This window comes from Promicromonospora alba, from assembly GCF_042654905.1.
In the GTDB taxonomy this organism is placed as follows: domain Bacteria; phylum Actinomycetota; class Actinomycetes; order Actinomycetales; family Cellulomonadaceae; genus Promicromonospora; species Promicromonospora alba.
On record NZ_JBHSFI010000002.1, the window covers coordinates 96,665 to 117,950 of the forward strand.

19 protein-coding genes are annotated in these 21,286 nt (G+C 72.9%); 5 read left to right on the forward strand and 14 right to left on the reverse strand.

Going from position 1 to position 21,286, the window contains the following annotated elements:
• Positions 1-50: 50 nt before the first annotated feature.
• The gene (locus ACFO6V_RS03575) at positions 51-1,463 is read right to left on the reverse strand and encodes an aminotransferase-like domain-containing protein (protein ID WP_377132304.1); all 1,413 of its coding nucleotides are present in this window, start codon (positions 1,461-1,463) and stop codon (positions 51-53) included.
• Here ACFO6V_RS03575 and ACFO6V_RS03580 point away from each other — a divergent pair.
• Both ACFO6V_RS03580 and ACFO6V_RS03585 read left to right on the forward strand, forming a co-directional pair.
• Positions 1,462-2,697 (forward strand): aminotransferase class V-fold PLP-dependent enzyme, encoded by a 1,236-nt coding sequence (locus tag ACFO6V_RS03580; protein ID WP_377132306.1) that lies wholly within the window; start codon positions 1,462-1,464, stop codon positions 2,695-2,697. The two genes, ACFO6V_RS03575 and ACFO6V_RS03580, sit on opposite strands and share 2 nt — an antisense overlap.
• Positions 2,698-2,857: 160 nt before the next feature.
• On the forward strand, positions 2,858-3,409 hold the full coding sequence (locus ACFO6V_RS03585) for an SgcJ/EcaC family oxidoreductase (protein WP_377132308.1): 552 nt from the start codon (positions 2,858-2,860) through the stop codon (positions 3,407-3,409).
• Here ACFO6V_RS03585 and ACFO6V_RS03590 read toward each other — a convergent pair.
• Together ACFO6V_RS03590 and ACFO6V_RS03595 are read right to left on the reverse strand one after the other, a co-directional pair.
• Positions 3,372-4,826, reverse strand: a complete 1,455-nt coding sequence (locus tag ACFO6V_RS03590; RefSeq protein ID WP_377132310.1) for a sensor histidine kinase — start codon at positions 4,824-4,826, stop codon at positions 3,372-3,374. The two genes, ACFO6V_RS03585 and ACFO6V_RS03590, sit on opposite strands and share 38 nt — an antisense overlap.
• Complete coding sequence (locus ACFO6V_RS03595) at positions 4,823-5,539, reverse strand: response regulator transcription factor (RefSeq protein ID WP_377132312.1); 717 nt, start codon at positions 5,537-5,539, stop codon at positions 4,823-4,825. Before ACFO6V_RS03595 ends, ACFO6V_RS03590 begins: the two co-directional genes overlap by 4 nt.
• A 137-nt stretch (positions 5,540-5,676) precedes the next feature.
• Here ACFO6V_RS03595 and ACFO6V_RS03600 point away from each other — a divergent pair, with 137 nt between their 5' ends.
• Together ACFO6V_RS03600 and ACFO6V_RS03605 are read left to right on the forward strand one after the other, a co-directional pair.
• Positions 5,677-6,477, forward strand: coding sequence for a DUF4184 family protein (locus ACFO6V_RS03600; protein ID WP_377132314.1), 801 nt, complete (start codon positions 5,677-5,679; stop codon positions 6,475-6,477).
• Positions 6,478-6,586: 109 nt separating this feature from the next.
• Positions 6,587-6,766 carry a hypothetical protein gene (locus ACFO6V_RS03605; RefSeq protein ID WP_377132316.1) on the forward strand — a complete coding sequence of 60 codons (180 nt, stop codon included), beginning with the start codon at positions 6,587-6,589 and terminating at the stop codon, positions 6,764-6,766.
• A gap of 167 nt (positions 6,767-6,933) precedes the next feature.
• Here the strand turns inward: ACFO6V_RS03605 and ACFO6V_RS03610 are convergent, their stop codons facing one another.
• The 6 genes from ACFO6V_RS03610 to ACFO6V_RS03635 are packed head-to-tail and all read right to left on the reverse strand — an operon-like array spanning position 6,934 to position 14,236.
• Complete coding sequence (locus ACFO6V_RS03610) at positions 6,934-8,658, reverse strand: ABC transporter ATP-binding protein (RefSeq protein WP_377132318.1); 1,725 nt, start codon at positions 8,656-8,658, stop codon at positions 6,934-6,936.
• Positions 8,655-10,325 (reverse strand): ABC transporter ATP-binding protein, encoded by a 1,671-nt coding sequence (locus ACFO6V_RS03615; protein ID WP_377132320.1) that lies wholly within the window; start codon positions 10,323-10,325, stop codon positions 8,655-8,657. Before ACFO6V_RS03615 ends, ACFO6V_RS03610 begins: the two co-directional genes overlap by 4 nt.
• Entirely contained in the window at positions 10,322-11,149 is an 828-nt protein-coding gene (locus ACFO6V_RS03620) for an ABC transporter ATP-binding protein (RefSeq protein ID WP_377132322.1), read from the reverse strand. Before ACFO6V_RS03620 ends, ACFO6V_RS03615 begins: the two co-directional genes overlap by 4 nt.
• Positions 11,146-12,192, reverse strand: coding sequence for a FecCD family ABC transporter permease (locus tag ACFO6V_RS03625; protein WP_377132324.1), 1,047 nt, complete (start codon positions 12,190-12,192; stop codon positions 11,146-11,148). Before ACFO6V_RS03625 ends, ACFO6V_RS03620 begins: the two co-directional genes overlap by 4 nt.
• Positions 12,189-13,199 carry a FecCD family ABC transporter permease gene (locus ACFO6V_RS03630; protein ID WP_377132326.1) on the reverse strand — a complete coding sequence of 337 codons (1,011 nt, stop codon included), beginning with the start codon at positions 13,197-13,199 and terminating at the stop codon, positions 12,189-12,191. The genes ACFO6V_RS03625 and ACFO6V_RS03630 overlap by 4 nt, the downstream gene beginning before the upstream one ends.
• The gene (locus ACFO6V_RS03635; protein ID WP_377132328.1) at positions 13,199-14,236 is read right to left on the reverse strand and encodes an ABC transporter substrate-binding protein; all 1,038 of its coding nucleotides are present in this window, start codon (positions 14,234-14,236) and stop codon (positions 13,199-13,201) included. The genes ACFO6V_RS03630 and ACFO6V_RS03635 overlap by 1 nt, the downstream gene beginning before the upstream one ends.
• Before the next feature lie 132 nt (positions 14,237-14,368).
• On the opposite strand from ACFO6V_RS03635, the gene ACFO6V_RS03640 reads away from it, so the two are divergent.
• Complete coding sequence (locus ACFO6V_RS03640) at positions 14,369-15,175, forward strand: helix-turn-helix domain-containing protein (RefSeq protein ID WP_377132330.1); 807 nt, start codon at positions 14,369-14,371, stop codon at positions 15,173-15,175.
• A 28-nt stretch (positions 15,176-15,203) separates the two neighbouring features.
• Here the strand turns inward: ACFO6V_RS03640 and ACFO6V_RS03645 are convergent, their stop codons facing one another.
• From ACFO6V_RS03645 to ACFO6V_RS03665, 5 genes are all read right to left on the reverse strand, one after another.
• Positions 15,204-16,034 carry a transglutaminase-like domain-containing protein gene (locus ACFO6V_RS03645; RefSeq protein ID WP_377132332.1) on the reverse strand — a complete coding sequence of 277 codons (831 nt, stop codon included), beginning with the start codon at positions 16,032-16,034 and terminating at the stop codon, positions 15,204-15,206.
• Between the two features lie 367 nt (positions 16,035-16,401).
• Positions 16,402-18,369, reverse strand: coding sequence for an HNH endonuclease signature motif containing protein (locus ACFO6V_RS03650; RefSeq protein WP_377132334.1), 1,968 nt, complete (start codon positions 18,367-18,369; stop codon positions 16,402-16,404).
• A 413-nt stretch (positions 18,370-18,782) separates the two neighbouring features.
• Complete coding sequence (locus ACFO6V_RS03655) at positions 18,783-19,715, reverse strand: DNA-3-methyladenine glycosylase family protein (RefSeq protein WP_377132336.1); 933 nt, start codon at positions 19,713-19,715, stop codon at positions 18,783-18,785.
• A gap of 21 nt (positions 19,716-19,736) precedes the next feature.
• The gene (locus ACFO6V_RS03660) at positions 19,737-20,453 is read right to left on the reverse strand and encodes an esterase/lipase family protein (protein ID WP_377132338.1); all 717 of its coding nucleotides are present in this window, start codon (positions 20,451-20,453) and stop codon (positions 19,737-19,739) included.
• Positions 20,450-21,235 (reverse strand): alpha/beta fold hydrolase, encoded by a 786-nt coding sequence (locus ACFO6V_RS03665; RefSeq protein WP_377132340.1) that lies wholly within the window; start codon positions 21,233-21,235, stop codon positions 20,450-20,452. The genes ACFO6V_RS03660 and ACFO6V_RS03665 overlap by 4 nt, the downstream gene beginning before the upstream one ends.
• Positions 21,236-21,286 lie beyond the last annotated feature (51 nt).

Here is a 21,286-nt window from a genome sequence, read left to right on the forward strand (position 1 = left end):
AGTCTGGGGCCGTGAGCCAGCGCCGAAGCGATGGGTGGAGGTCGCCCTCGCTAGAGGTCCGCGAGCGCCGTCCCCAGCCGACGCGCCCCCTCGGTCAGCTCCGCGTGGTCGGCCGCTGCAGCGAACCCGATGCGCAGGTGGGCCGCTGTCGGTTCGGCGGCGAAGTAGCGGCTGCCGGCGCTGACCGCGACGCCGTGCTGTCGTGCGGCACGGGCGAGGGCGCCGTCGTCCACGCCGGGCGGCAGGCGGACCCAGAGGTGCAGCCCGCCGGTGGGCAGCCCGGTCAGGGTCGCGCCGGGGACGTCGAGCAGGACGGCGTCGGCCAGGACCGCGCACCGCGCCCGCAGCGCCGTGCCGAGCGAGCGGACGTGCCGGTCCCAGGACGGTGAGCTCAGGATCTCCAGCGCGGCCTCCTGGAGCGGGCGGGTGACGAAGAAGTCGTCGACCAGGCGGACCGCCCGCATGCGCTCCATGACCGGCCCGCGGGCCACGAGCGCGCCGATCCGTAGGCTCGGTGCGCCCGGTTTGGTGAGCGAGGTGACGTGGACGACGGTGCCGTCGCGGTCGTCGGCGACCAGGGGCCGGGGCACGGGGCTGCCGTGCCCGAGGTGCCGTGCAAAGTCGTCCTCGAGCACGAACGCGCCGGACGCGCGCGCGATGTCGAGGATCTGACGGCGCCGCTCGGGTGCCAGCACGGTGCCCGTCGGGTTCTGGAAGGTCGGCTGGCAGTACAGCAGGCGCGCGCCGGTCATCGCGAACGCGTCGGCCAGCAGGTCCGGCCGCAGGCCGGCGGCGTCGAGCGGCACGGGGACCGGGCGCAGCCCCGCGGCGCGGGCTGCCGCGAGGGCGCGAGGATAGGTGGGCGACTCGACCAGGACGGGGCTGCCGGGCGCGGCGATGGCCCGGAAGGCTATGGACAGGGCGCTCTGCCCGCCGGCGGTGACCAGCACGTCGTCGGCCGTGACGGTGCCGCCGACCAGCCGGGCGAGCACGGTGCGCAGCGCCGTCAGGCCGCCGGCCGGGGCGCGGTCCCAGGCGTCGGGGCGGCGCGCTGCCCGCGCGAGCGCGGCGCTCAGCGCCCGGGTGGGCTGGAGCGAACGGTGGATGTAGCCGCCGTCGAGGGAGATGGTCCCGGCCGGTACGGGACCGAGCGGGTCTCCGATGAGGTGGGTGTCGACCGTGCGGTCCGTGAGGGCGACGGTCTGCCAGTCGGTGTCGGCGGCGGCGGCGTCCCCCTCGTCGCCGCTGCCCGGACCGCACGCCACGTACGTCCCGCTGCCGGGGCGGGTCACCACCGCACCCTCGGCGGCCAGCGCGGCGATCGCGCGCGCCACCGTCGCGGGCCCGACCCGGTACTGGTTGATCAGCTCCCGGCTGCTGGGCAGCCGGTCGCCGACGGCGAGCCCGGCGACCAGCCCGCGGAGGCTGTCGGCCAGATCCGCAGAAGTGCTACTGTCATTCATGAACGCCAAGAATAGCGCTACCGGGTCAGCGCGAGAAGCACTTCAGCTCGACGTCGCCACCCTCCGAGCCGACACCCCGGGGACCGACCGGGTCATCCACTTCAACAACGCGGGCTGCGGCCTGATGGCGAGGCCCGTGACGGCGGTGATGGTCGACCACCTCAACCTCGAGGCCCAGATCGGCGGCTACGAGGCCTCGGCCGCCCGGGCCGCCGAGGTCCGCGGCTTCTACACCGAGATCGCCGCCCTCGTCAACACCTCACCCGACAACATCGCGTTCGCGGGCAGCGCCACCCACGCCTACGCCACGGCCCTGTCCTCGATCCCGTTCGAGGCCGGCGACGTCATCCTCACGACCCGCGACGACTTCATCTCCAACCAGATCGCCTTCCTCTCCCTGCGCAAGCGGTTCGGCGTGCGCATCGTGCACGCGCCCAACACCCCGGAGGGCGTGGTCGACGTCGACGCGATGGCCGCGCTGATGCGGATCCACCGCCCCCGGCTCGTCTCCGTCACCCACGTCCCCACCAACTCGGGGCTCGTCTCCCCCGTCGCCGAGATCGGTCGCCTCTGCCGCGAGCTCGACCTCCTCTACCTGGTCGACGCCTGCCAGTCGGTCGGCCAGCTCGTCATCGACGTCGAGGAGATCGGCTGCGACCTGCTGACCGCCACCTGCCGCAAGTTCCTGCGTGGCCCGCGCGGCTCCGGGTTCCTCTACGTGTCCGACCGTGTGCTGCGCGCGGGCCACGAACCGCTCTTCATCGACATGCACGGCGCGCGCTGGACCGCACCGGACGCCTACGAGCCCGCGGCGACGGCGGCCCGGTTCGAGGAGTGGGAGTTTCCCTACGCGACGGTGCTCGGCAGCGCCGCCGCCGTCCGGTACGCCCGCGACGTCGGCATCGAGGCCATCGCACGGCGGACGCCCGCGCTCGCCGCCAGGCTGCGCGACGGGCTCGCACCGATCCCCGGGGTCCGCGTGCTCGACCGCGGCCCGAACCCGGCCGCGCTCGTCACCTTCGAGATCGCGGGCTGGCAGCCGCAGGCGTTCAAGGCCGCCATGGACGGTCGTCGGATCAACTCGGCGCTCAGCTTCCGGGAGTTCGCGCAGTTCGACTTCGGGGACAAGGACGTCGACTGGTGCCTGCGCCTGTCGCCGCACTACTACAACACCGAGGACGAGGTGGACGTGGTCGCGGACGCCGTGGCCGAGCTCGCCGGAAGTCTTTCCTGACCATTCTTTCCTGAATGCTGTACGAGCGCTGGCTCCGCGCTGCACAGCCCCTTCCCGGCACATCGCGAGGCTGGGACCACTCCCGATCGAACCCCGGGAGCGGCCCACCGCCTGGATCCTCAGGCATCAGGGGTCACGACTTCGAAGCACTGGAGCTGTGATGAACTCATCGGTCAAGAAGCCCCGCCGGCTGCGCAAGACGGTCGGCCTCGTCGCGGTCACCGCAGTCCTCGCTGCCGCCGCCACCGTGGGCATCACGGGCATCGCGACGGCCGACAACCGGGAGGCCGCGAGCCAGTCAGGCAAGAAGACCGGCAAGGCGCCCACCGAGCAGGAGATCGCCGCCCTGTTCGACGAGTGGAACGCCGCGCTGGGCACGGGCGACGCCGAGGTGGTGGCCGACCGCTACGCGCCCGACGGCGTGCTGCTGCCCACGGTGTCCAAGCAGGTCCGGACCGACCGCGCCGGGATCGTCGACTACTTCGAGCACTTCCAGGAGAACGACCCGGTCGGCGAGAAGACCGAGACCATCATCACCGTGCTCGACAGGAACACTGCCGTCGACGCCGGCACCTACGTGTTCACGCTCACCGACCCCGAGACCGGCGAGGTGCGCGACGTCGAGGCCCGCTACACCTACGTGTACGAGAAGATCGACGGCGACTGGCTGATCGTCAACCACCACTCCTCGGCGATGCCGGCCGGAGACTGATCCGGACGCCGAGCCCGCCAGGGGCCGGCGCGTCCCGTAGCGTCACCGCGCCGCCGTCGTCGGTCACCAGCTGCTTGACGATGGCGAGCCCGAGGCCCGAGCCGGACCGACCGGTGAGCCCGTGCCCTCGCCAGAACCTGTCGAAGGCGCGGGCCTTGTCGGCGTCGGACATGCCGGGGCCCTGGTCGAGGATCTCCAGCACCACCTCGTCGTGGTGCGGCTCGGCCCACGTCGCGCGAACGGTGATCGTGCCGCCGTCCGGAGACACCTCCAGGGCGTTGGACAGCACGTTGTCCAGCACCTGGTCGAGGTGACCCGGGCTGGCCAGCACCTCGAGACGGTCGTCCGCCGGGCCGGCCAGCATCGGCCCGGCCAGCGTGATCGTGACCCCACGCTCGTCGGCGGCCGGCTGCCAGAGAGTCAGGCGTTCCTCCAGGATGTCGCGCAGCGGCAGCGGCTCGGCGACGGTCGCCTGCGCCTCGGCGCGGGCCAGCACCAGCAGCCCGTTGACGAGGCGACTCATCCGCACCACCTCGGCGGTGGCCTGTTCGACGTCCTCCGTCACGTACGGGTCGTCGACGCCGTCCGCGATGTTGTCCAGGGACAGGCGCAGGGCGGTGAGCGGCGTACGCAGCTGGTGCGACGCGTCGGCGACGAAGACCCGCTGCGCTGCGATCAGCGTGTCGAGGCGTTCGGCGCCCTGGTTGAGGGTGCGGGCAAGGGTCTGCGTCTCGTGCGGCCCGGTGACCGGGGAACGCGCGGTGAGGTCGCCGTCGCTGAACCGGCTCGCCATGGCGTTGAGCTGGCGCAGAGGACGGGTGAGCCAGCGGGCGGCCAGATAACCGAGGCCCGCCGCGATCACCAGTACCCCCACGGCGAGGATCGCGCGGAAGCCCCAGATATTCCAGAACCGGTCGGTGAGCTCCTGGGTCGGGAAGCTGACTCGAACGGCGCCCACAACCCGGTCGTCCAGCTCGCCTTCTCCCGCTGAATCAACCCCCGTTCCGGCTCCTGCGTCGGCGGGCAGCTCGCAGGCCGGGACCGTGATCACCAGGTGAGGTCCCCAGAACCAGGAGGATCCCCAGTCCGTGGTCAGCTCTCCCCCGCGCAAGGCCCGCTCGACAGCCGCGTCCTGTTCGAGCCGGGGCAGGCCCGGCACCCTGGTGCCGTTGGCGTTCACGGCTTGGACCGTGCTGCCCGTCTCGAAGGAGTACGCACCGGCCATCTGCATCAGCGCCTCGTGCGAGGCGGCGTCCCCGCCCCCGAGGAGCAGCGCCATGGTCGTCGCCTCCCGCCGCACGGAGGCGTCGGTGTCGCCGCGCAGCTGGCCCGTGAGCGTCACGGCCACCGGGACCGTGAACGCGGCGAGGGCGACCGCGACGAGCAGCACGTAGCTGACGATCAGCCGCCGGATCATGCGGGCAGCGCCGGCGCGTCCAGGATCTCCAGCCGGAATCCGACGCCGCGTACCGCCTCGATGGTGACCGCTCCGGCGAGCTTGCGCCGTAGCGCGGCCACGTGGACGTCGAGCGTCTTGGTCGGGCCGAACCAGTGGGCGTCCCAGACCGCTTCCATGATCTGCTCGCGCGACATCAGCGCACCCGGCTCCTCGGTGAGGAAGCCGAGCAGGTCGTACTCCTTGGGCGTCAGCGCCACCGGGCTGCCGTCCAGGTGCACCCGGCCCGCGCGGCGGTCGATGGTCAGCCGGGGACCATACCGGTCCGGGCCGCTCGGCACGGCCGCCGGCCGGGCGCGGCGCATGACCGCCCTGATCCGGGCGATGACCTCGCGCATCCCGAAGGGCTTGGTGACGTAGTCGTCCGCGCCGAGCTCGAGGCCGACCACCCGGTCGGCCTCGTCGCTGCGCGCGCTGATCACGATGATCGGCACGGCACTCCGCTCGCGCAGCGCCCGGCAGACGTCGAGGCCCTCGACGTCTGGCAGCCCGAGATCGAGGAGCACGACGTCGTAGGATTCGCCGCCGGACGGTTCGCCGTCGGACAGCTCGCGCACCGCCGTCAGCGCCTCCCGACCCGTCGGCACCCAGTCCACGGTGAAGCCGTACCGCAGCAGCCCGCGCCGGAGCGACTGGGCCACCGGTTCGTCGTCTTCAACCAGGAGTACGCGCACGGGTGAACCTTACGGTCCGACGACACCGTACCTGCGCAGATCCGGTACCGTCCGCCGTCGCGGCGGCCCCGCCCAGCGTTTGACGGTACTGTCCGGCAGGCACCACCGCGCCCCGCCCCAGCTCCGAAGGACGACCGTTGCCGTTCACGCTCTCGCATCCCGCCGCCGTGCTGCCGCTCCTTCGGCGCCCCTTCAGCGCCGCGGCGCTGGTCGCCGGGGCCCTGGCTCCCGACCTGCCGTACTTCGCGCGCAGCACGCCCGTCCCGGTGGGCGCCCAGTCCTGGTACGAGCCGTACATGAACGCCACGACGTCGCACACCCTGCTCGGCGCCCTGACCGTCAGCCTGCCGTACGCGGTGGCGCTCTGGGGTCTGTTCCTGGTGGCCCGCCGCCCGGTCGGCAGCCTGCTGCCCGCGCCCGCCGGCCCGCGTCCGCCGGAGCGCGACGGTGGCGCAGGCGCGCTGCTCCGCCGCGCCGGCTGGGTGCTGCTCTCCCTGCTGATCGGCATCGCGACGCACCTGGTGTGGGACTCGTTCACGCACAGCGACGGCTGGGTCGTCATGAACGTGCCGTTCCTGAGCACGCAGCTCGCCGGCGACCTCACGTGGGCCAGGGCGCTGCAGCACGTCAGCACGATCGGCGGGCTGGTGATCATCGCGGTGTACCTGTGGCGCCGCCGCGCCCGGCTGCGGCCCGCGACGACGGACGGACGGCGGAGGGTCTTGCGGCTCCTCGTGATCGTCGCCGGCGTCGCCGCGGTCGGCGCGGTGGCCGGCACCCTCGAGTGGTGGGGCGGCGGCTCCGGGCTCGGGGCGCGGGACGTGGTCGAGGGCGTGCTCTCCGACGTCGCGACCGGCGCGGGCGCCGCACTCATCGCCGCGGCGCTGCTCTACGTCGCCGGGTGGTGGGTGGCGCGCGCCGTCGACGGCCGTCGCTGAGCTCAGTCGGTTGGCGCTGTCGGCGGCGAAGCCGATCACGTGACCTCGAGATCGGCACGCAGGATCGAGGTCGGCCGTCGGCAGTCGGCATCGAGATCGGTCCAGCGCTGTGTCGACCTCGATGCCAACTGCCGACTTCGGCGAAGAGCGCCAGCAAGGTGCCGACCTCGACGGCGGGCAACTTGAGCGCGGGCGACTTGAGCGCGGGCGACTTGAGCGCGGCGACTTCGGCGCGGGCGACTTCGGTCCTTCGCATCCGGCGTATCGCGACTTCGGTCCGTTGCTCTGAGATCGGTCGGTTGATTGACCGATCTCAGAGCAACGGACCGAAGTCGCGCGGCCGGGCCAGCGAAGGACCGAAGTCAACACTGCAGCACCAGCAACCGACCGAATTCAGCACGGCAGCACCAGCAAAGGACCGAACTCAGCACCTGCCCCTACCCCACCCGCACCCAGTCAGTCCCGGTGCCGGCGCCAGGCCTGCCACAGCCGGGCGTAGCTGCCGCCCGAGGCCAGGAGCTCCGCGTGCGTGCCCTCCTCCGCGATGCGGCCACGGTCCATCACCACTACCCGGTCCGCCGCGGCGGCCTGGCTCAGCCGGTGCGCGACGACGAGGGCGGTGCGCCCGTCGATCACCGCCTGGGCCGCACGCTCGAGCCGGCCCGCGTCGCTCGAACCCGCCTCGGCGGTGGCCTCGTCGAGGATCACGACGCCGGGATCGGCCAGCAGCACCCGGGCGAGGGCGAGCTGCTGCGCCTCGGCCGGGGTGAGCGCCGAACCGTCGAGGCGGGTGTCGAGGCCGTCCGGGAGCCGGTCCAGGAGCGGTTCGGCGCCCGCGACGCCGAGGGCGTGCCGCAGTGCGGCGTCGTCGGCGTCCGCCCGTGCGAGCGTGAGGTTGTCGCGCAGGCTGGCGTCGAACACGTGCACCTCCTGCGTGACGAGCACGACGCCGTCCGGGGTCTCGACGGTGCCCGACGTCGCGTCGTGCACCCCCGCCGCGAGCGCCGCGAGCGTGCTCTTGCCCGCACCCGAGGCGCCGACGACGGCGACCGTCTCGCCCGGCGCGACCCGGAGGTCGACGTCGACGAGGACCGGGTGGTCGGCGGTGTACGAGTGGCCGACGCCGCGCAGGCCGATCCCGGCGCCGTCCGGGGCGCGGCGCCGCGACGGGAAGCCGTCCTCCCCGGCGGCCTCGCGCCCGGCCCCGACGACGCCGGTGATCCGCGCGAGCGACGCCAGTGCCGACTGCATGTCGTCGATCACGAACAGCAGCTGGCCGATGGGGTTGAACAGGCGCAGGAACAGCAGCATGGCCGCCGTCGTGCCGCCGATGGTGCCTCCGCCGTCCCGCACCACGAAGAACCCCACGACGAGGAGCGCCGTCATGCCCGCGAGCTCGGCGGCGTTGATCCGCCCCGAGAACGCGTTCTGGACGGCGCGGGCGTGCATGGTCCACCGCACCACCGCCCAGGACGCCGCGCGGATCCGCACCAGGTGCCGGCCGGACAGGTCGAAGGCGCGCACCGTCTCGGTCCCCCGGAGCGAGTCGAGCAGGTGCTGCGCGCGGTGGGCCATGGCGGCGCGCTCGCCCGCGTACAGCCGCGGGGCCCCGCGCAGGTACCGGCGCACCGCGAACGCGTGCACGGGCAGGATGACCAGCAGCGCCAGGGCGTAGCGCGGGTCGATCACCACCATCCCGCCGAACGTCACCACGATCGTGAAGAACGAGCCGGTGAGCGCGGGCACGACGGCGGGGATCGCCTCGGCGACCTCGGCGACGTCGTCCCCCGCGCGGGAGATGAGGTCGCCCGTCCCGGCGCGCTCGACCTGCGACTGGGGCAGCCGCAGCGCGGCCGCGACCATGTCCTCGCGCAGGCGGGCGAGCATCCCCTCGAGCAGACGCGACGCCCCGATCATGCCGACGGCGGCGAGCACCGCGCCGGCCACCACGGAGCCGACCATGATCGCGCCGGCGATCCAGACGGTGCGTGCCTCCCCGCCGGCGGTGACGGCGTCGACCACCCGGCCGATCGCGAGCGACGGCAGGACCCCGGCCGCCGCCGTCGCGACGAAGACGACCACCAGTCCTGCGAGCCGCCAGCCGCGGCGGTCCAGGGCGCGCCACATCTCGCACAGCACCGTGCGCCCGTCGGCGATGGGCAGGCTGTGGTCCGTGCTCATCGGTGCTCCCCCGCTGCCGCGTACTCCATGTGTTCCGTGCGTTCCGTCCCGGCGCCGTCCCCGGGTGCGACCGTCACCACCCGGTCCGCGACCTGCAGCAACACCGGGGACCGCGTGAAGATCACTGTCCGCCGGCCCGCGCGCACGCGGCGCAGCCCGTCGGCGATCGCGGCCTCGGTGACGGCGTCGACCGCGGTCGTGGGATCGTGCAGGACGAGCAGCGGGGCGTCCGTGGCGAGCGCGCGGGCGAGCGCAACCCGCTGGCGCTGGCCGCCGGAGAGGGACGCGCCGCCCTCGCCCACTGGCGTGTCCCAGCCGTCCGGCAGGATCTCGGCGAGCTCCCCGCATCCCGCGGCGTCGAGCGCGGCGGCGACGCGGTCGGCGTCGGCTCCGGGGAGCGCTACGTTCTCGCGCACCGTGCCGGCGAACAGGTGCGCCTCGTGCGGCACGACGAGCGCATCGAGTCGCGCGCCGCGGATCGTGTCGAGCAGGGCCCGGGCGGTGCGCGCGTCGGCGGCCACGGCGACGAGCTCCCCGCCGGGCACGTCCTGGGCGAGCTCGGCGACCAGGCTCTCGGCCACCGGCCCCGCCGGACCGACGGCGTCGTCCCCAGCTCCCTGCGCAGGTCCCGGGTCCTCGCGCAGCAGCTCAAGGAGCCGCGCGGCCGACGCGTTGGCCGACGCCCACAGTGTGCCCGCGTTCCGGGCGAGCGACTGCAGCGGCTCCAGGAGGAACTGCGTGAGCCCGACGACCGTGACCAGCTCGACGATCCCGATGGCACCCCGCACGGCGAGGATGCCCGCGGCAACCGTGATCGCCGTGACGAACAGCCCGGTGGTGAGGTCCATCGTGCCGACGAAGAGCCCCTCGGCCCGGCGCGCGCGCAGGGTGCTCTCGAGCGCCACGCCGCTCGCGCGCCGGTAACGGCGTCCCGCCTCGACCTCGGCGTGGACGCCCTTGAGCACCCGGTAGCCGGACATGAGGTCGGCGGCCTCGCCCGCCGCCGCGGCGGCTGCCTCCTGCTCGTCGCCGCTGCGGCGGCGCAGCGACCCGCCGGTCCGGTCGGTGAGCCACAGGACCACCGGCGCGCCGAGCAGGACGGCGAGGCCGAGCGGCCAGGAGATGACGAGGAGCACCGTCCCGCCGAAGACGACCGCGGCGAGCTGCCCCACCGGGTACACGCCGATCGCCACCGCGGACGACAGCCGGCTCACGTCGGACGTCGCCAGCGAGAGCGCGACCCCGGGCGCCGCCGACGCACCGCGCGACGGCGCCCTGGTGAGCAGGTGCGCGCTCACCATCGAGCGCAGCTGGTGCTGCACGACCAGCGTGCCGAGCTCGGCGAGGCGGGAGCCGAACCGCCAGGAGAACGACAGCAGCGCGAAGTCCGCAGCGAGCAGCGCGACCCACAGCACGAGCTGGGCGACGTCGCCGGTGCTGACCGCCCGCTCGATGGCGACCCCCATGAGCACCGGGACGAGCGCCTCGCCGAGCTGGTGGGTGATGCTCAGCGCCGCGGCGGGCACCGTGTACCGGCGCGCGCCGGTCATGACGCGCAGGGTGAGGCGGCGGGGGGTCGTGCGCTCGTCGACGCGGATCTCGCGCGTGCGCACGGGCTCGGCGGGCGTCTGCAGCCAGGTCCGGCCCCGGCCGGTGCTGCGGCTCATCGGGCACCCCGTCGGTCCCGGACGCGCCCGATGGGCGTCACCGACGGCGTGCCGGTGACCGGGTCCGGCCGTACGACGCAGGCCAGCCCGAACACCTCCTCGACCAGCTCGGCGGTCACGATCTCGGCGGGCGCGCCCTGGGCGACCACCGCGCCGTCGCGCATGGCGATGAGGTGGGTGCCGTAGCGGGCCGCCTGGTTGAGGTCGTGCAGCACGGTCACGAGGGTGCGCCCTTCGTCGTTGAGGTCGGCGAGCAGCTCCATGAGCTCGATCTGGTGGGCGATGTCGAGGAACGTCGTCGGCTCGTCGAGCAGCAGGAGCGGCGTCTCCTGCGCGAGCACCATGGCCACCCAGACCCGCTGCCGCTGCCCGCCGGAGAGCTCGTCGACGAGGCGGCCCGACAGTGACGTGACACCCGTCGCCTCCATCGCGGCGCGGACCGCTTGCTCGTCGGCGGGCGACCACTGGCGGATCATGCTCTGGTGCGGGTGGCGGCCGCGGGCGACGAGGTCGGCGACGGTGATGCCGTCGGGTGCGAGCGACGACTGCGGGAGCAGGCCCAGCACCCGGGCGACCTCCTTGGCGCGGTACGACGAGATGGCCCGCCCGTCGAGCACCACCTGGCCCGCGCTGGGCGGAAGCAGCCGCGACAGCGCGCGCAGCAGCGTCGACTTCCCGCACGCGTTGGGGCCGACGATCATCGTGAACGAGCCGTCGGGGATCTCGACGGACAGCTCCCGCGAGATGACCCGCTTGTCGTAGCCGAGCGTGATCGCGTCGGCGTGCAGGCGGTTGGCGCCGGACTGGCTGGTATCGGTGTTCATGGTCGCTTCCGTGCTTCGCGGACGAGGAGCCAGACGAGGTAGCCGCCGCCGACGACGATCGTGACGATGCCGACCGGCAGCGGCTGCGGGAGGAGGTGCTGCGCGACGACGTCGGACACCACGAGGATCAGGGCGCCCAGGAGCGCCGCGGGGACGAGCGCCGTGCCGGCGGAACCGGTGAGGCGCCGGGCGATCTGGGGCGCTGAGAGCGCCACGAAGGCGATGGGTCCGGCGAACGCGGTGACGGCGGCGGTGAGCGCCACCCCGCACAGGACGAGCGCGAGCCGGACGGGTTCGGCGCGGATGCCGAGCGCGCGGGCCGCGTCGTCGCCGAGCTCGAGCTGCCGCATGGGGGCGGCGAGCCCGCCGATGACCACGAGCACGACGGCGATGAGCAGCACCGACGGAAGCGCCTCGGCCCAGCCGATCCGGTTGAGCGAACCCGCACCCCAGATGGCGGCGGTCATCGCGATCTCGAGGCGGGCGCGCAGCACGAGGAGGGTCGAGACGGCGCCCAGCATCGCCGACAGGCCGATGCCCACGACGATCAGGCGGAAGCCCTGGATGCCGTCCCGGTAGGCGAGCAGGTAGACCAGCGCCGCCGCGATCAGGCCGCCGGCGAGCGCGCCGCCCGCGACGAGGTACGTGCCGCCGCCGAGGACGATGATGACGATCAGCGCGCCCGTGTACGAGCCGGCCGACAGCCCGATGATGTCGGGGCTGGCGAGCGGGTTGCGGGTGAGCGACTGGAAGAGCCCGCCGGAGACGCCGAGCGCCGCGCCGAACACGGCGGCGGCGAGCACGCGCGGGGCGCGCCACTCCAGGACGACGGTCTGGACGATGCCGCTCTGCTGGCCGGCGAACGCGAGGAACACCTCGGGGGCGGTCAGCGGCAGGTCGCCGAGGCAGAGCGCCACGAGCGCCCCGGCGAGCGTCGCGACGAGGAGCAGGGCGCTCACGACCACGGTGCGGACGTGCAGGCGCAGGGAGAAGCCGCCCCAGCGGATGACGGCGACGCGGGCGCCGAAGTCGATGGCGGTCACAGGGTGCTCGCCGTCCGCCGTCGGACCAGCCAGATGAGCACCGGGGCGCCGACGAATGCCGTCACGATCCCGACGGGCACCTCACCGGGCCAGAGGACGACGCGGCCCACGACGTCGGACACGAGCAGCACGACCGGGGCGAGCACCGCCGAGTACGGGAGGATCCAGCGCTGGTCGGGGCCGACCAGCCACCGGGCGACGTGCGGCACCATGAGGCCGACGAAGCCGATGGGGCCGGCGACGGCGGTCGCGGCGCCGGCGAGCAGGGTGATGGCGGTGACCGCGAGCGCGCGGGTGAGGCCGACGTGCGTGCCGAGCGCCGAGGCGAGGTCGTCGCCGAGCCCGAGCGTGTTGAGGGAGCGGGCGCAGACCAGCGCGATGACGAGCCCGGCGCCGACCACCGGGACGGCCGGGAGGACGACGTCGAGGTCGCGCTCGACGAACGTGCCCGCCGCCCAGCCGCGCATCTGGTTGAAGGTGCCTGGGTCCAGCAGGGTGATGGCGGTCGTGATGCCGGAGAGCACCGCGGCGACCGCGACTCCCGCGAGCGTGAGGCGCACCGGGTCGGCGCTGCGGCCGGCCGCGCCGATGAACAGCACGACCACTGTCGCGACGAGGGCGCCGACGAAGGCGAAGCCGAGATGCTGCGCGGGCACGCCGGTGCCGAACAGCGCTATGCCGCACGCGACGCCGAGGGACGCTCCGGCGTTCACGCCGAGGATGCCCGGGTCGCCGAGCGGGTTGCGGGTGAACGCCTGGATGAGCGCGCCCGAGACGCCCAGGGCCGCGCCGACGACCACCGCGGCGAGCGTGCGCGGGAGGCGCAGCTCGAGGACGATCCGGTCGACGTCGGACCCGGTGGGCGCCACCAGCGCCTGCAGGATCTGTGCGGGGAGCAGCTGCTTGGAGCCCACCATGACGCTCAGCAGCGCCGCGAGGGCGAGGGCCGACACCACGAGGGCGAGCCCGGCCGCCCAGCGGCGCTGCTGCTGCTGCGTGCGGCTCATCACCCCTCGGTGCTGCGCGGGGCCTCGCCGGCGACAGCGCTCTCCAGGCGGGGCAGCAGCTCCTCGAGGACGTGCTTCTGGCTGAGCGGCGTCAGGAAGTAGATCGCGCCGGCGAGCTCGCCGTCGGTGTAGATGGCGCGGTTCTCCTCGACGGCGGGCAGCGTCGACAGGGTGCCGAAGTCGAGCAGGCCGTCGATGGCGTCCGGCTCCTCGGTCGCGAAGACCACAACGTCGGCCTCCAGCAGGCCGGTGTTCTCCGCCGAGATCTGTGCCTGCACGCCCTCCTCGGGCGCGTGCTCCTCGAGACCCGGCGTGATGGTGAACCCGAGGTCGGTGAGGAAGTCGGTGTTCAGACCCTCGGGGTAGACCCACAGGTTGCCCTCCCAGGCGGCGCCCTGCGAGAACGTCGCGGTGAGGCCGGCGAACTCGGGGTGCGCGGCGGCGGCCTCGGCGTAGGCGGTCTCGACACCGTCGATCAGGTCCTCGCCCTCCGCGGAGCGGCCGACCGCCGCGGCGACGACGCGGGTCTGCTCCTGCCAGCTGGAGAAGAACGGCTCCGAACCCTCGACGCTGGCGACGGTCGGCGCGATCTCGGAGAGCTTGTCGTAGGTCTCCTGCTCGAGGCCTGCGTTGGTGCCGACGATCAGGTCGGGCCGCAGCGACGCGATCTTCTCGTACTCGAAGCCGTCGGTGGTGGAGAGCACCTCGGGCTCGGCGTCGCCGAGCAGGTCGACGGCCCAGGGCCACACGGCATAGGGCTGCTCGCCGTACCACTCGGTGGTCGCGACGGGGGTGACGCCCAGCTCCAGCAGGATGTCCTGCTCGGTGAGGCCGACCACGACGACCCGCTGCGGCTCCGCCTCGACCGTCGTCTCGCCGAACTGGTGCTCGACCGTCACCGGGAACGTGTCGCTCGGCTCCGTCGTGTAGTTCGGGTTCTCGGTGGATGCTTCCGAGGACGTGCACGCGGAGAGGACAGCGGCGAGCACCAGCGTGAGGGAGGCTGCGACGGCACGGTGCGAAGGCTTGAGGTTCATGAGATCTTTCGGCCGTTAATGGCGGATTGGGCGAGGTCAGATTAGCCTTACCTAACCTGGTGCACCATGGCGCTCAGCGGACACGATCACTCTTGGAAGGACATCGTCTTGTCGGTTGTGGAACATTCGGCGGTGGATGCGGCGCCTATCGGTGCTGTCGATGCCGTCGAGGAGACATCGGCGATGTTCACGGTCTCCCGCGACGTCCTGGGCCCGGGCAGCCAGTTCGAGCGGCACTCGCACCAGGAGGACCAGGTCGCGTGGCTGGTGTCGGGCTCGGTCGAGCTGGAGGTGCTCGGCGAACGCTGGCACCTGCGGCGCGACCACCTGATGTGGATCCCGGCGGGCACCATGCACGAGATGGTCTTCCCCGAGGGTGCGGAGATCATCAGTCTCTACGTCGACCCGCTCCTGCGGCCGGAGGGCGACTGGGCGACACCGCGGACGCTCGAGTCCGATCCCCTGGTGGGCGCCCTGATGCTGCACCTCACGGAGGGCGTGCCGACGCCGCGGCGGCGGGCCCTGTGCCGCCGTCTGCTCGCGGAGGTCCTCGGCGACCTCGCAGTGGTGCGCGACGTGGTGGCACTCCCCCGCGACCCGCGTGCGCGGGCCGTTGCCGCCCGACTCCTCGAGGACCCTGCGGACGGTCGTGAGCTGGAGGCCTGGGCCTCCGAGCTCGGCGTGAGCACGAAGACCTTGGCCCGCGCTTTCGTGCACGGCACCGGGTCCACGTTCCGCGACTGGAGGGTGCACGCGCGCCTGCACGCCGCGACGCGACACCTCGCCGAAGGCGCCCCCGTGCAGGACGCGGCACACCAGGTCGGCTACACGTCGGTGAGCAGCTTCATCGCCGCGTTCCGACGACGGTTCGGCGTGACCCCGGCGCGGTACGCCGCCGACCTGAGCCGTCCGACGCCAGGTGCTACGAGCGAACCGTGAGAGGCGCCCTGCCTCACCGCAATCCGCCTCACCGCAACAGACGCTCCGGAACCGCCAGATCCTCATGAAGCGACAGCCGGGCGATCGCCGTCGCGTCGCCCTGAGCACAGGTCTCGGCCAGCGTGTCGATGAGCTGGTCGTAGTCGGGACCGGTCTTGCCCTCGTAGGCGTCGGTCATCCGGCCCCACTCGTCCCAGGGCAGCATCTCCTGGTTGCGCAGCGCACCAAGATCGCGGACGGCGTTGCCGCTGATCTCGGCCGGCCCCCAGGCATGGTCCGTGCCGAAGACACCGAACATCTGCGCGTCGATCAGGCCGGCCCGGAACCGCTCCCAGGCCTCACCACCGGTCAGGAATTCTCCCGGGGCGAGATCCTCAGGGCGCTCGACCTGGCCCTTGCCGAGAAGCTCGGTGTCGACGCGCACCCAGCGGTTCTCGTCGGCCGCCCAGTACTCGGTGATCCAGTGATCGAAACCCCGCCCCTCGACGAAGTACGTGCCGAAGCCGCAGCGCGCCCGAGCGGGTATGCCCCGCGCCCGCAAGAACGCACAGGCGAGGACCGTGAAGTGCCGGCACGTCCCGACGACCCGCGCCGCGGGCTCTCTGGCATGCTGCAGCGGAGAGGCGTCGAGAGCCGCGAGCACGGCGACCAGCCCGCTCGCCGCTCGGATGTCCTTCTCCGTGAGCCGGTCCGCGCCGATCCCTGCCGCGGTGGCGTCATGCGGCTGGATCACGAGACCCTGTGCGACGGCGCAGATCCCGACAGGATCGTCGGGCAAGCCCTCGATCAGCGGGACCTGCGCCGCATCGAGGGTGGTGAAGAGTCCAGGACGGGAGTAGTCGAGCACGCCATCGGCCATGCTCGGGATGGTACGGGGGACTACTGACAGTGGATGTGCTGGTGGTCTCGGGATTGCTGGGGCTGCCGGTCACAACGCTCTGGTCATCAGCCCAGCGCCACAGCGTTCACCGAGGAGATGAGCGTTCCACACGGCAGGTCAGCTCTCCTGAGCCCGAACAGCAAGACCATGAACTCGGTCTCTTCCACGAGGTCGGGATCGGCCGGATAGTCGAGCTGCGCCGACCCCTCGGCTCATAGATGCGCCCGTCGGCCAAGAAGCGGATCGCGGAGCTCTCCTCGTACCCGGGGACCATGCACAGAGCGTACGGTCACCGCCACCAACCTCTGCCGTAACCCAGCCGGTCGAGACCGCACGCATCTACGGATCAGAAGGGTGGTTCGTCTGGGTGGGCCTGGCTCGTCGGGTCGGTCGGGTGGTCCGGTCGGTTCGGAACGGAGCCGGGCTCGGTGGTGGCGTAGGCGCGGGGTAGGCGTTGCCCGGTCAGGGCTCGGAGGGACAGGTCGTGGCTGGTGTCGGGGTCGATCCCGTCGAGGTCGATGTGGGTGTCCAGCACGGTGGGTGGCCGGGTATGGATGCGGCCGGTGGGTGTGGTCCAGGTCGTGATCCCGGTGCGCGGGTCGCGGACGATGTTCCAGTCGGCGTGAGTCTTGAGCAGGTGGTGCTTGCGGCACAGGGCGTGCAGGTTGTGCGCGTTCGTCTGCCCCCGTCCGGTGGTCGTACTCCCCTTGGTGCTGTTGGCGTTCTCGTGGTCGTGGTTGAAGGGTTGGATGTGGTCCAGGTCGCACCGCTCGCCCGGGGTGTCGCAGCAGGGGAAGGTGCACGTGGTGTCTCTGGCCTCGACTGCGCTGCGCAAGGTCTTGCCGGGTTGGTAGGTGGTGGTCGAGTAGTCGGTCAGGACCCCGGTGACGGGGTCGGTCAGCAGGCGTTGCCAGGTCGCATCGGCCGCGATCGCTCGTGCGGTCTCGGCAGGGATTGGCCCAAAGCCAGCGAGCTCTCCGGGCGCGTTGTCCAGGCCGAGCAGTGCAGTGGCGGGGATCGTGACCCGGACCACGGGGCGGGTCGGGATGATCCGTACCGGCCGCACGACCTCCTGGACAACGTGCTGCACGGGCGGGCGGCCACCGCAGGTGCAAACCCGCGTCGATCCGTCCTCCGCTCCGGTCTGCGTATCCGTAATGCTCCCTACGTCTTCAGTGGTCCTGGGCCCGGTCGCCGTCGCCGTGTCGGTTCCGGTGTCGGAGTCGGTGGTGTCGGGGTCGGTGTATCGGTCGGCGGGCAGGAGCCGGCCGGTGACGATCCCGGTCAGGGAGTCGGCGCGTAGCTGGCTCAGGGTGCGCTCCTCACCCGTGACATGGCGCAGTTGGTGGGCCATGTCGTCCACCACGCCCCATACCGCTGCGGCGTCCACGGCCGGCAGGTACGCGGACAACCACCCCATGTCGTTCTCCGCCCGGTCCACCTGCACACTGCGGCGTTGCGCTTCGGCCTGAGCGGTCACGGAGGCGCCGTGCAGGTTCTTCGCGAACGCGAGCATCCTGGCCTGCAACCACTTCCACGTTCGCGCCGGAGCCTGGGGCAGGAACCGGCGGATCGCCTCAGCGCGCTCCGCGACCGTCAGCCGGGACGCGGAACGCAGCAACGTGTGCGCCTTGCGGGTATCGATCCTGCCTTTCAGCAGGGCAGTAATCACCGTGGGGTGCTGGGTCCCGGACTCGGCCCGCACCACGACCTCCGTCGCTTCCGGGGCTGTGACCACCAGCTCGCCGGTGACCTGCCCGACCAGCGAGCTGTGTGCCAGCGGGTGCGACTCCCGCGCGGCGCGTTCCGCCACGACCCGGGCCTGCACACCCGCTACCCAGGACTGCAACCGGCCACACGCGACGACCACGTCGGCCAGGGCCTCGTCCGACAGGTCAGCCAGCACACTGAAACCCACGGCACCGCCCGCACCACCTGCAGCACCACCGCCCCCGGCCGGACCAGCACCCGCGCCCGAGCCCGAGTCGGAGTCCGAGTCGGAGTCGGAGTCGGAGTCGGAGTCCGAGTCCGGGTCGGCGGCGACGGGCATACCGATCTCCAGGTTCCCGTCCACGTCGAGAGCCTCAGCGACCACGCGCGCCAGCCGCGCACCGGGCGCGTCCTGCAGCGCTCGGCGCAGGACGTCCTCCGGCCAGAACGCGACCGGCACGACCTCTGGAGGCCAGTCCGGCACCATGCCCGGATCCGGAGGCGTCGCGGAGGGCGTCTCCTGCAGGTCACGCGGCATCTCGACGGGCGCCACCGCGTCCGGGTACTCACCGGCCATGCGGTCGTCGAGCAGTTCCTCGTACATCCCAGCCCACCTCCCCCTGTGGCTCATTACTCAAGAAGAGTAAACCGAGGCCGTCATCCATTCGGACCTTTGTTCGATTCTATGCCTCGCCACTGACATCGGCGCGTTCTCTTGTGTCCCCCGCCTAAGGGCGTGCAAGCATCGCTGCCTCCCTGTACGCGGCGCCTCCCTGCACGCGCCACGTCCTTGACCTCCTCGCCACGACCGACCCCGCGCGGACGCGCGAGCACGCGGCGCACACCATCCGCGCGCTCGCCCCGAGGCGCCAACGCGAGACCTAACGCGCAGTCCAGCCCGAAGTCCCAGCGCAAGAGTCGAGCGCAAGAGTCGAGCGCAAGAACCCAGCGCAAGAACCCAGCACAAGAACCCAGCACAGAGACCCAACCGGTCCCCCGGCTGCCCACCGGCAGCCGTCAGAACGCTCGATAGTCCGCGATCGGCGTCTTCGGCCCGCGGCGGGGCGCCTTGGCCCGCCCACCGATCATGAGCAGCCGGACCACCCGGTGCCGGTGCGGGGCGTACGGCGCCAGCAGCCGCAGCATCCCGGCGTCGTCGGTGCGCTCACCGGACAGCGCCCAGCCGACCGCCGCGGGCAGGTGGAAGTCGCCCACGGAGACGGCGTCCGCGTCGCCGAACGCGCGCTGCGCCACTTCCGCCGACGTCCACACCCCGACGCCCTGCACCTTCTCGAGCCGTGCGCGAGCTTCCGCGGGCGCCATCGCGCACGCCTCCTCGAGACGCGGCGCCACCAGCGCGCACCGCATCACCGTGCGGGCTCGTCCGGGGTCGACGCCGGCGCGGTGCCAGTCCCACACCGGCACCCGCGTCCAGGTCTGCGCGTCCGGGACCACCCGCAATCCGCCCCGCAGGCCCTCAGGCGCCGGGCCCGGCGCGCGCGTGCCGTACCTCCGCACGAGCCACTGCCACGCCCGATGCGCTGTCACGGTCTGCACGCGTTGCTCCAGGACCGCGGGCACGAGGGCCTCCAGCACCCGGCCGCTGCGCACCATCCGCATCCCGGCCGCCCGGCGATGGGCGTCGCGGACCTGCGGCGGCGGCGCGAAGCCGGTGACGTCGTCGTCCTCGCCGAGCAGCGTGGGCAGCGCGTCGGCGGCCTCCCGCGCGCCGTCGCCCCAGAGCTGCACCACCACCTCGTGCGGGCCGGCGGGCACGAATCGCTGCGTCACCGGCCCTGTGGACAGCAGCGACGTCCGCCAGACCGTTCCGTCCGCGGCCCGGTGGAACGTCGGGTCCGCGGGCCCGTGCCCCAGCGGTCCGAGCGTCAGGGCGACGTCGGTCCGGCGCGGCGAGCTGTGGCGGACGGTGAGCACATCCCAGTTGACCACGTGCGACCTGGCGAACCGGAATCAGCGCACCGCGCGCTCGGACTCCACCCGCGCCACCTCGCGCACCACGGTCTCCACGAGCAACGGGTGCCCCAGCGGCCGGAAGTGCCCCGACAGCGGCAGCTCGATGTTCCGCGCGCCCTCCAGCCGGCCCGTCTCGGGGATGTGCGGGTCGAACCGCGGGTAGACGGCGGTGATGCACTCGTTGACGAGCAGCTCCCCGGCGAGCGCCAGCAGCACCGGGTCGCGGGGGTCGAACGACCGCAGCGACCGCGAGAGCATGTATCGGGCCCAGCGGGAGCCGGTGAACGGTGTCGCGATCGCGACCATGCCGAGCACCCGGTCGCTCGCCCCGGAGAGCATGACCCGCTTGCCGATGAGGCCGCCCTTGCTGTGCGCCACGAGCACCACCCCGGTCAGGCCCGTGCGTTCCAGGTGCTCGACCACGATGTCCGCCGACTCCGGGACCGGCCGGAGGTTGAGCTTGAGGCCTGGCACGGCATGGACCGGATGTCCCGCGCGGGCCAGCGCCGTGGCCACGGGCTGCAGGAACTCCCAGGTCTCGTAGATGCCGGGCAGCAGCAGGACGGGGGCCTGCGACGACGCGCCGGACGCCCCGGGCAGCTTCGGCCGCCTCAGGAAGTGCCGCGCCTGCCGCTCCGTGGCCCACGCATAGTCGGCGGCCCACGCGGCGAGCCGCGGGAGCACGCCGTCGGGCGAGCGCAGCCGGCCGCTCATCCGATGCCCCGGTCCGCCGCGGGCCACGCGTCCAGGACGGCCTCGGCGACGCCCGCGGGGTCCGCGTCCATCGCGTGATGCCTGCCGCCCACCGTGCGGTGCCGCCCGAGCGGGGCGCTCGCCGCGAGCGCCTCTACCCACCGCTCCGGCGCGACGGGGTCGCGCTCGCCCCGCACCACGACGACGGGCGCCGTGGTGCGGGGCAGCACGTCCTCCAGCCGGTGCTCGACGACGTGACGCAGCTGGCGCAGGTAGTACGGCGCGCCGCAGCGCACCAGGGAGTCGACCAGGAGCGTGCCGATGGTGCGCGGCGACTCGCCCACGACGTCGATCGCGAGGCGTACCGCCTGACGCGGGAAGGTCCGGGCGCCGGGCTCCGCCGTCGGGCCGAGGAGGACGCCCGCCGACGCGGCGTCGGGGTGGTCGGCGAGCAGCTGGCCCACTATCTGCGTGCCCATCGAGTGCCCGACGAGGACCGGTGCGGGCAGTCCGACGTCGAGCACGTGCCGGCGGACGTACCGCGCGACGACTGCCGCGTGCTCAGGGACCGTGACGTCGCGGCGCGGGTGCGGGGACGCGCCGTACCCGGGCAGGTCCAGCGCGTGGACCTCGCCGTGGGCCACCAGGTGGTCCACGAGCCTGGCGTACGTGCGCGACGAGCAGCCCACGCCGTGCACGAGCACGAACGCTCGGCCCGCGTCGGGCGGCGCCGAGACGTGCCCGACGACGGTGAGGCCGTCGTCCTCGAATCGGTGGGTCCGTCGCGAGCTGATCCCGGGCATGTCGCCAGCATGGTGGAACACGCGCCGACACGCGAGAGCGTGCCGTCGAAT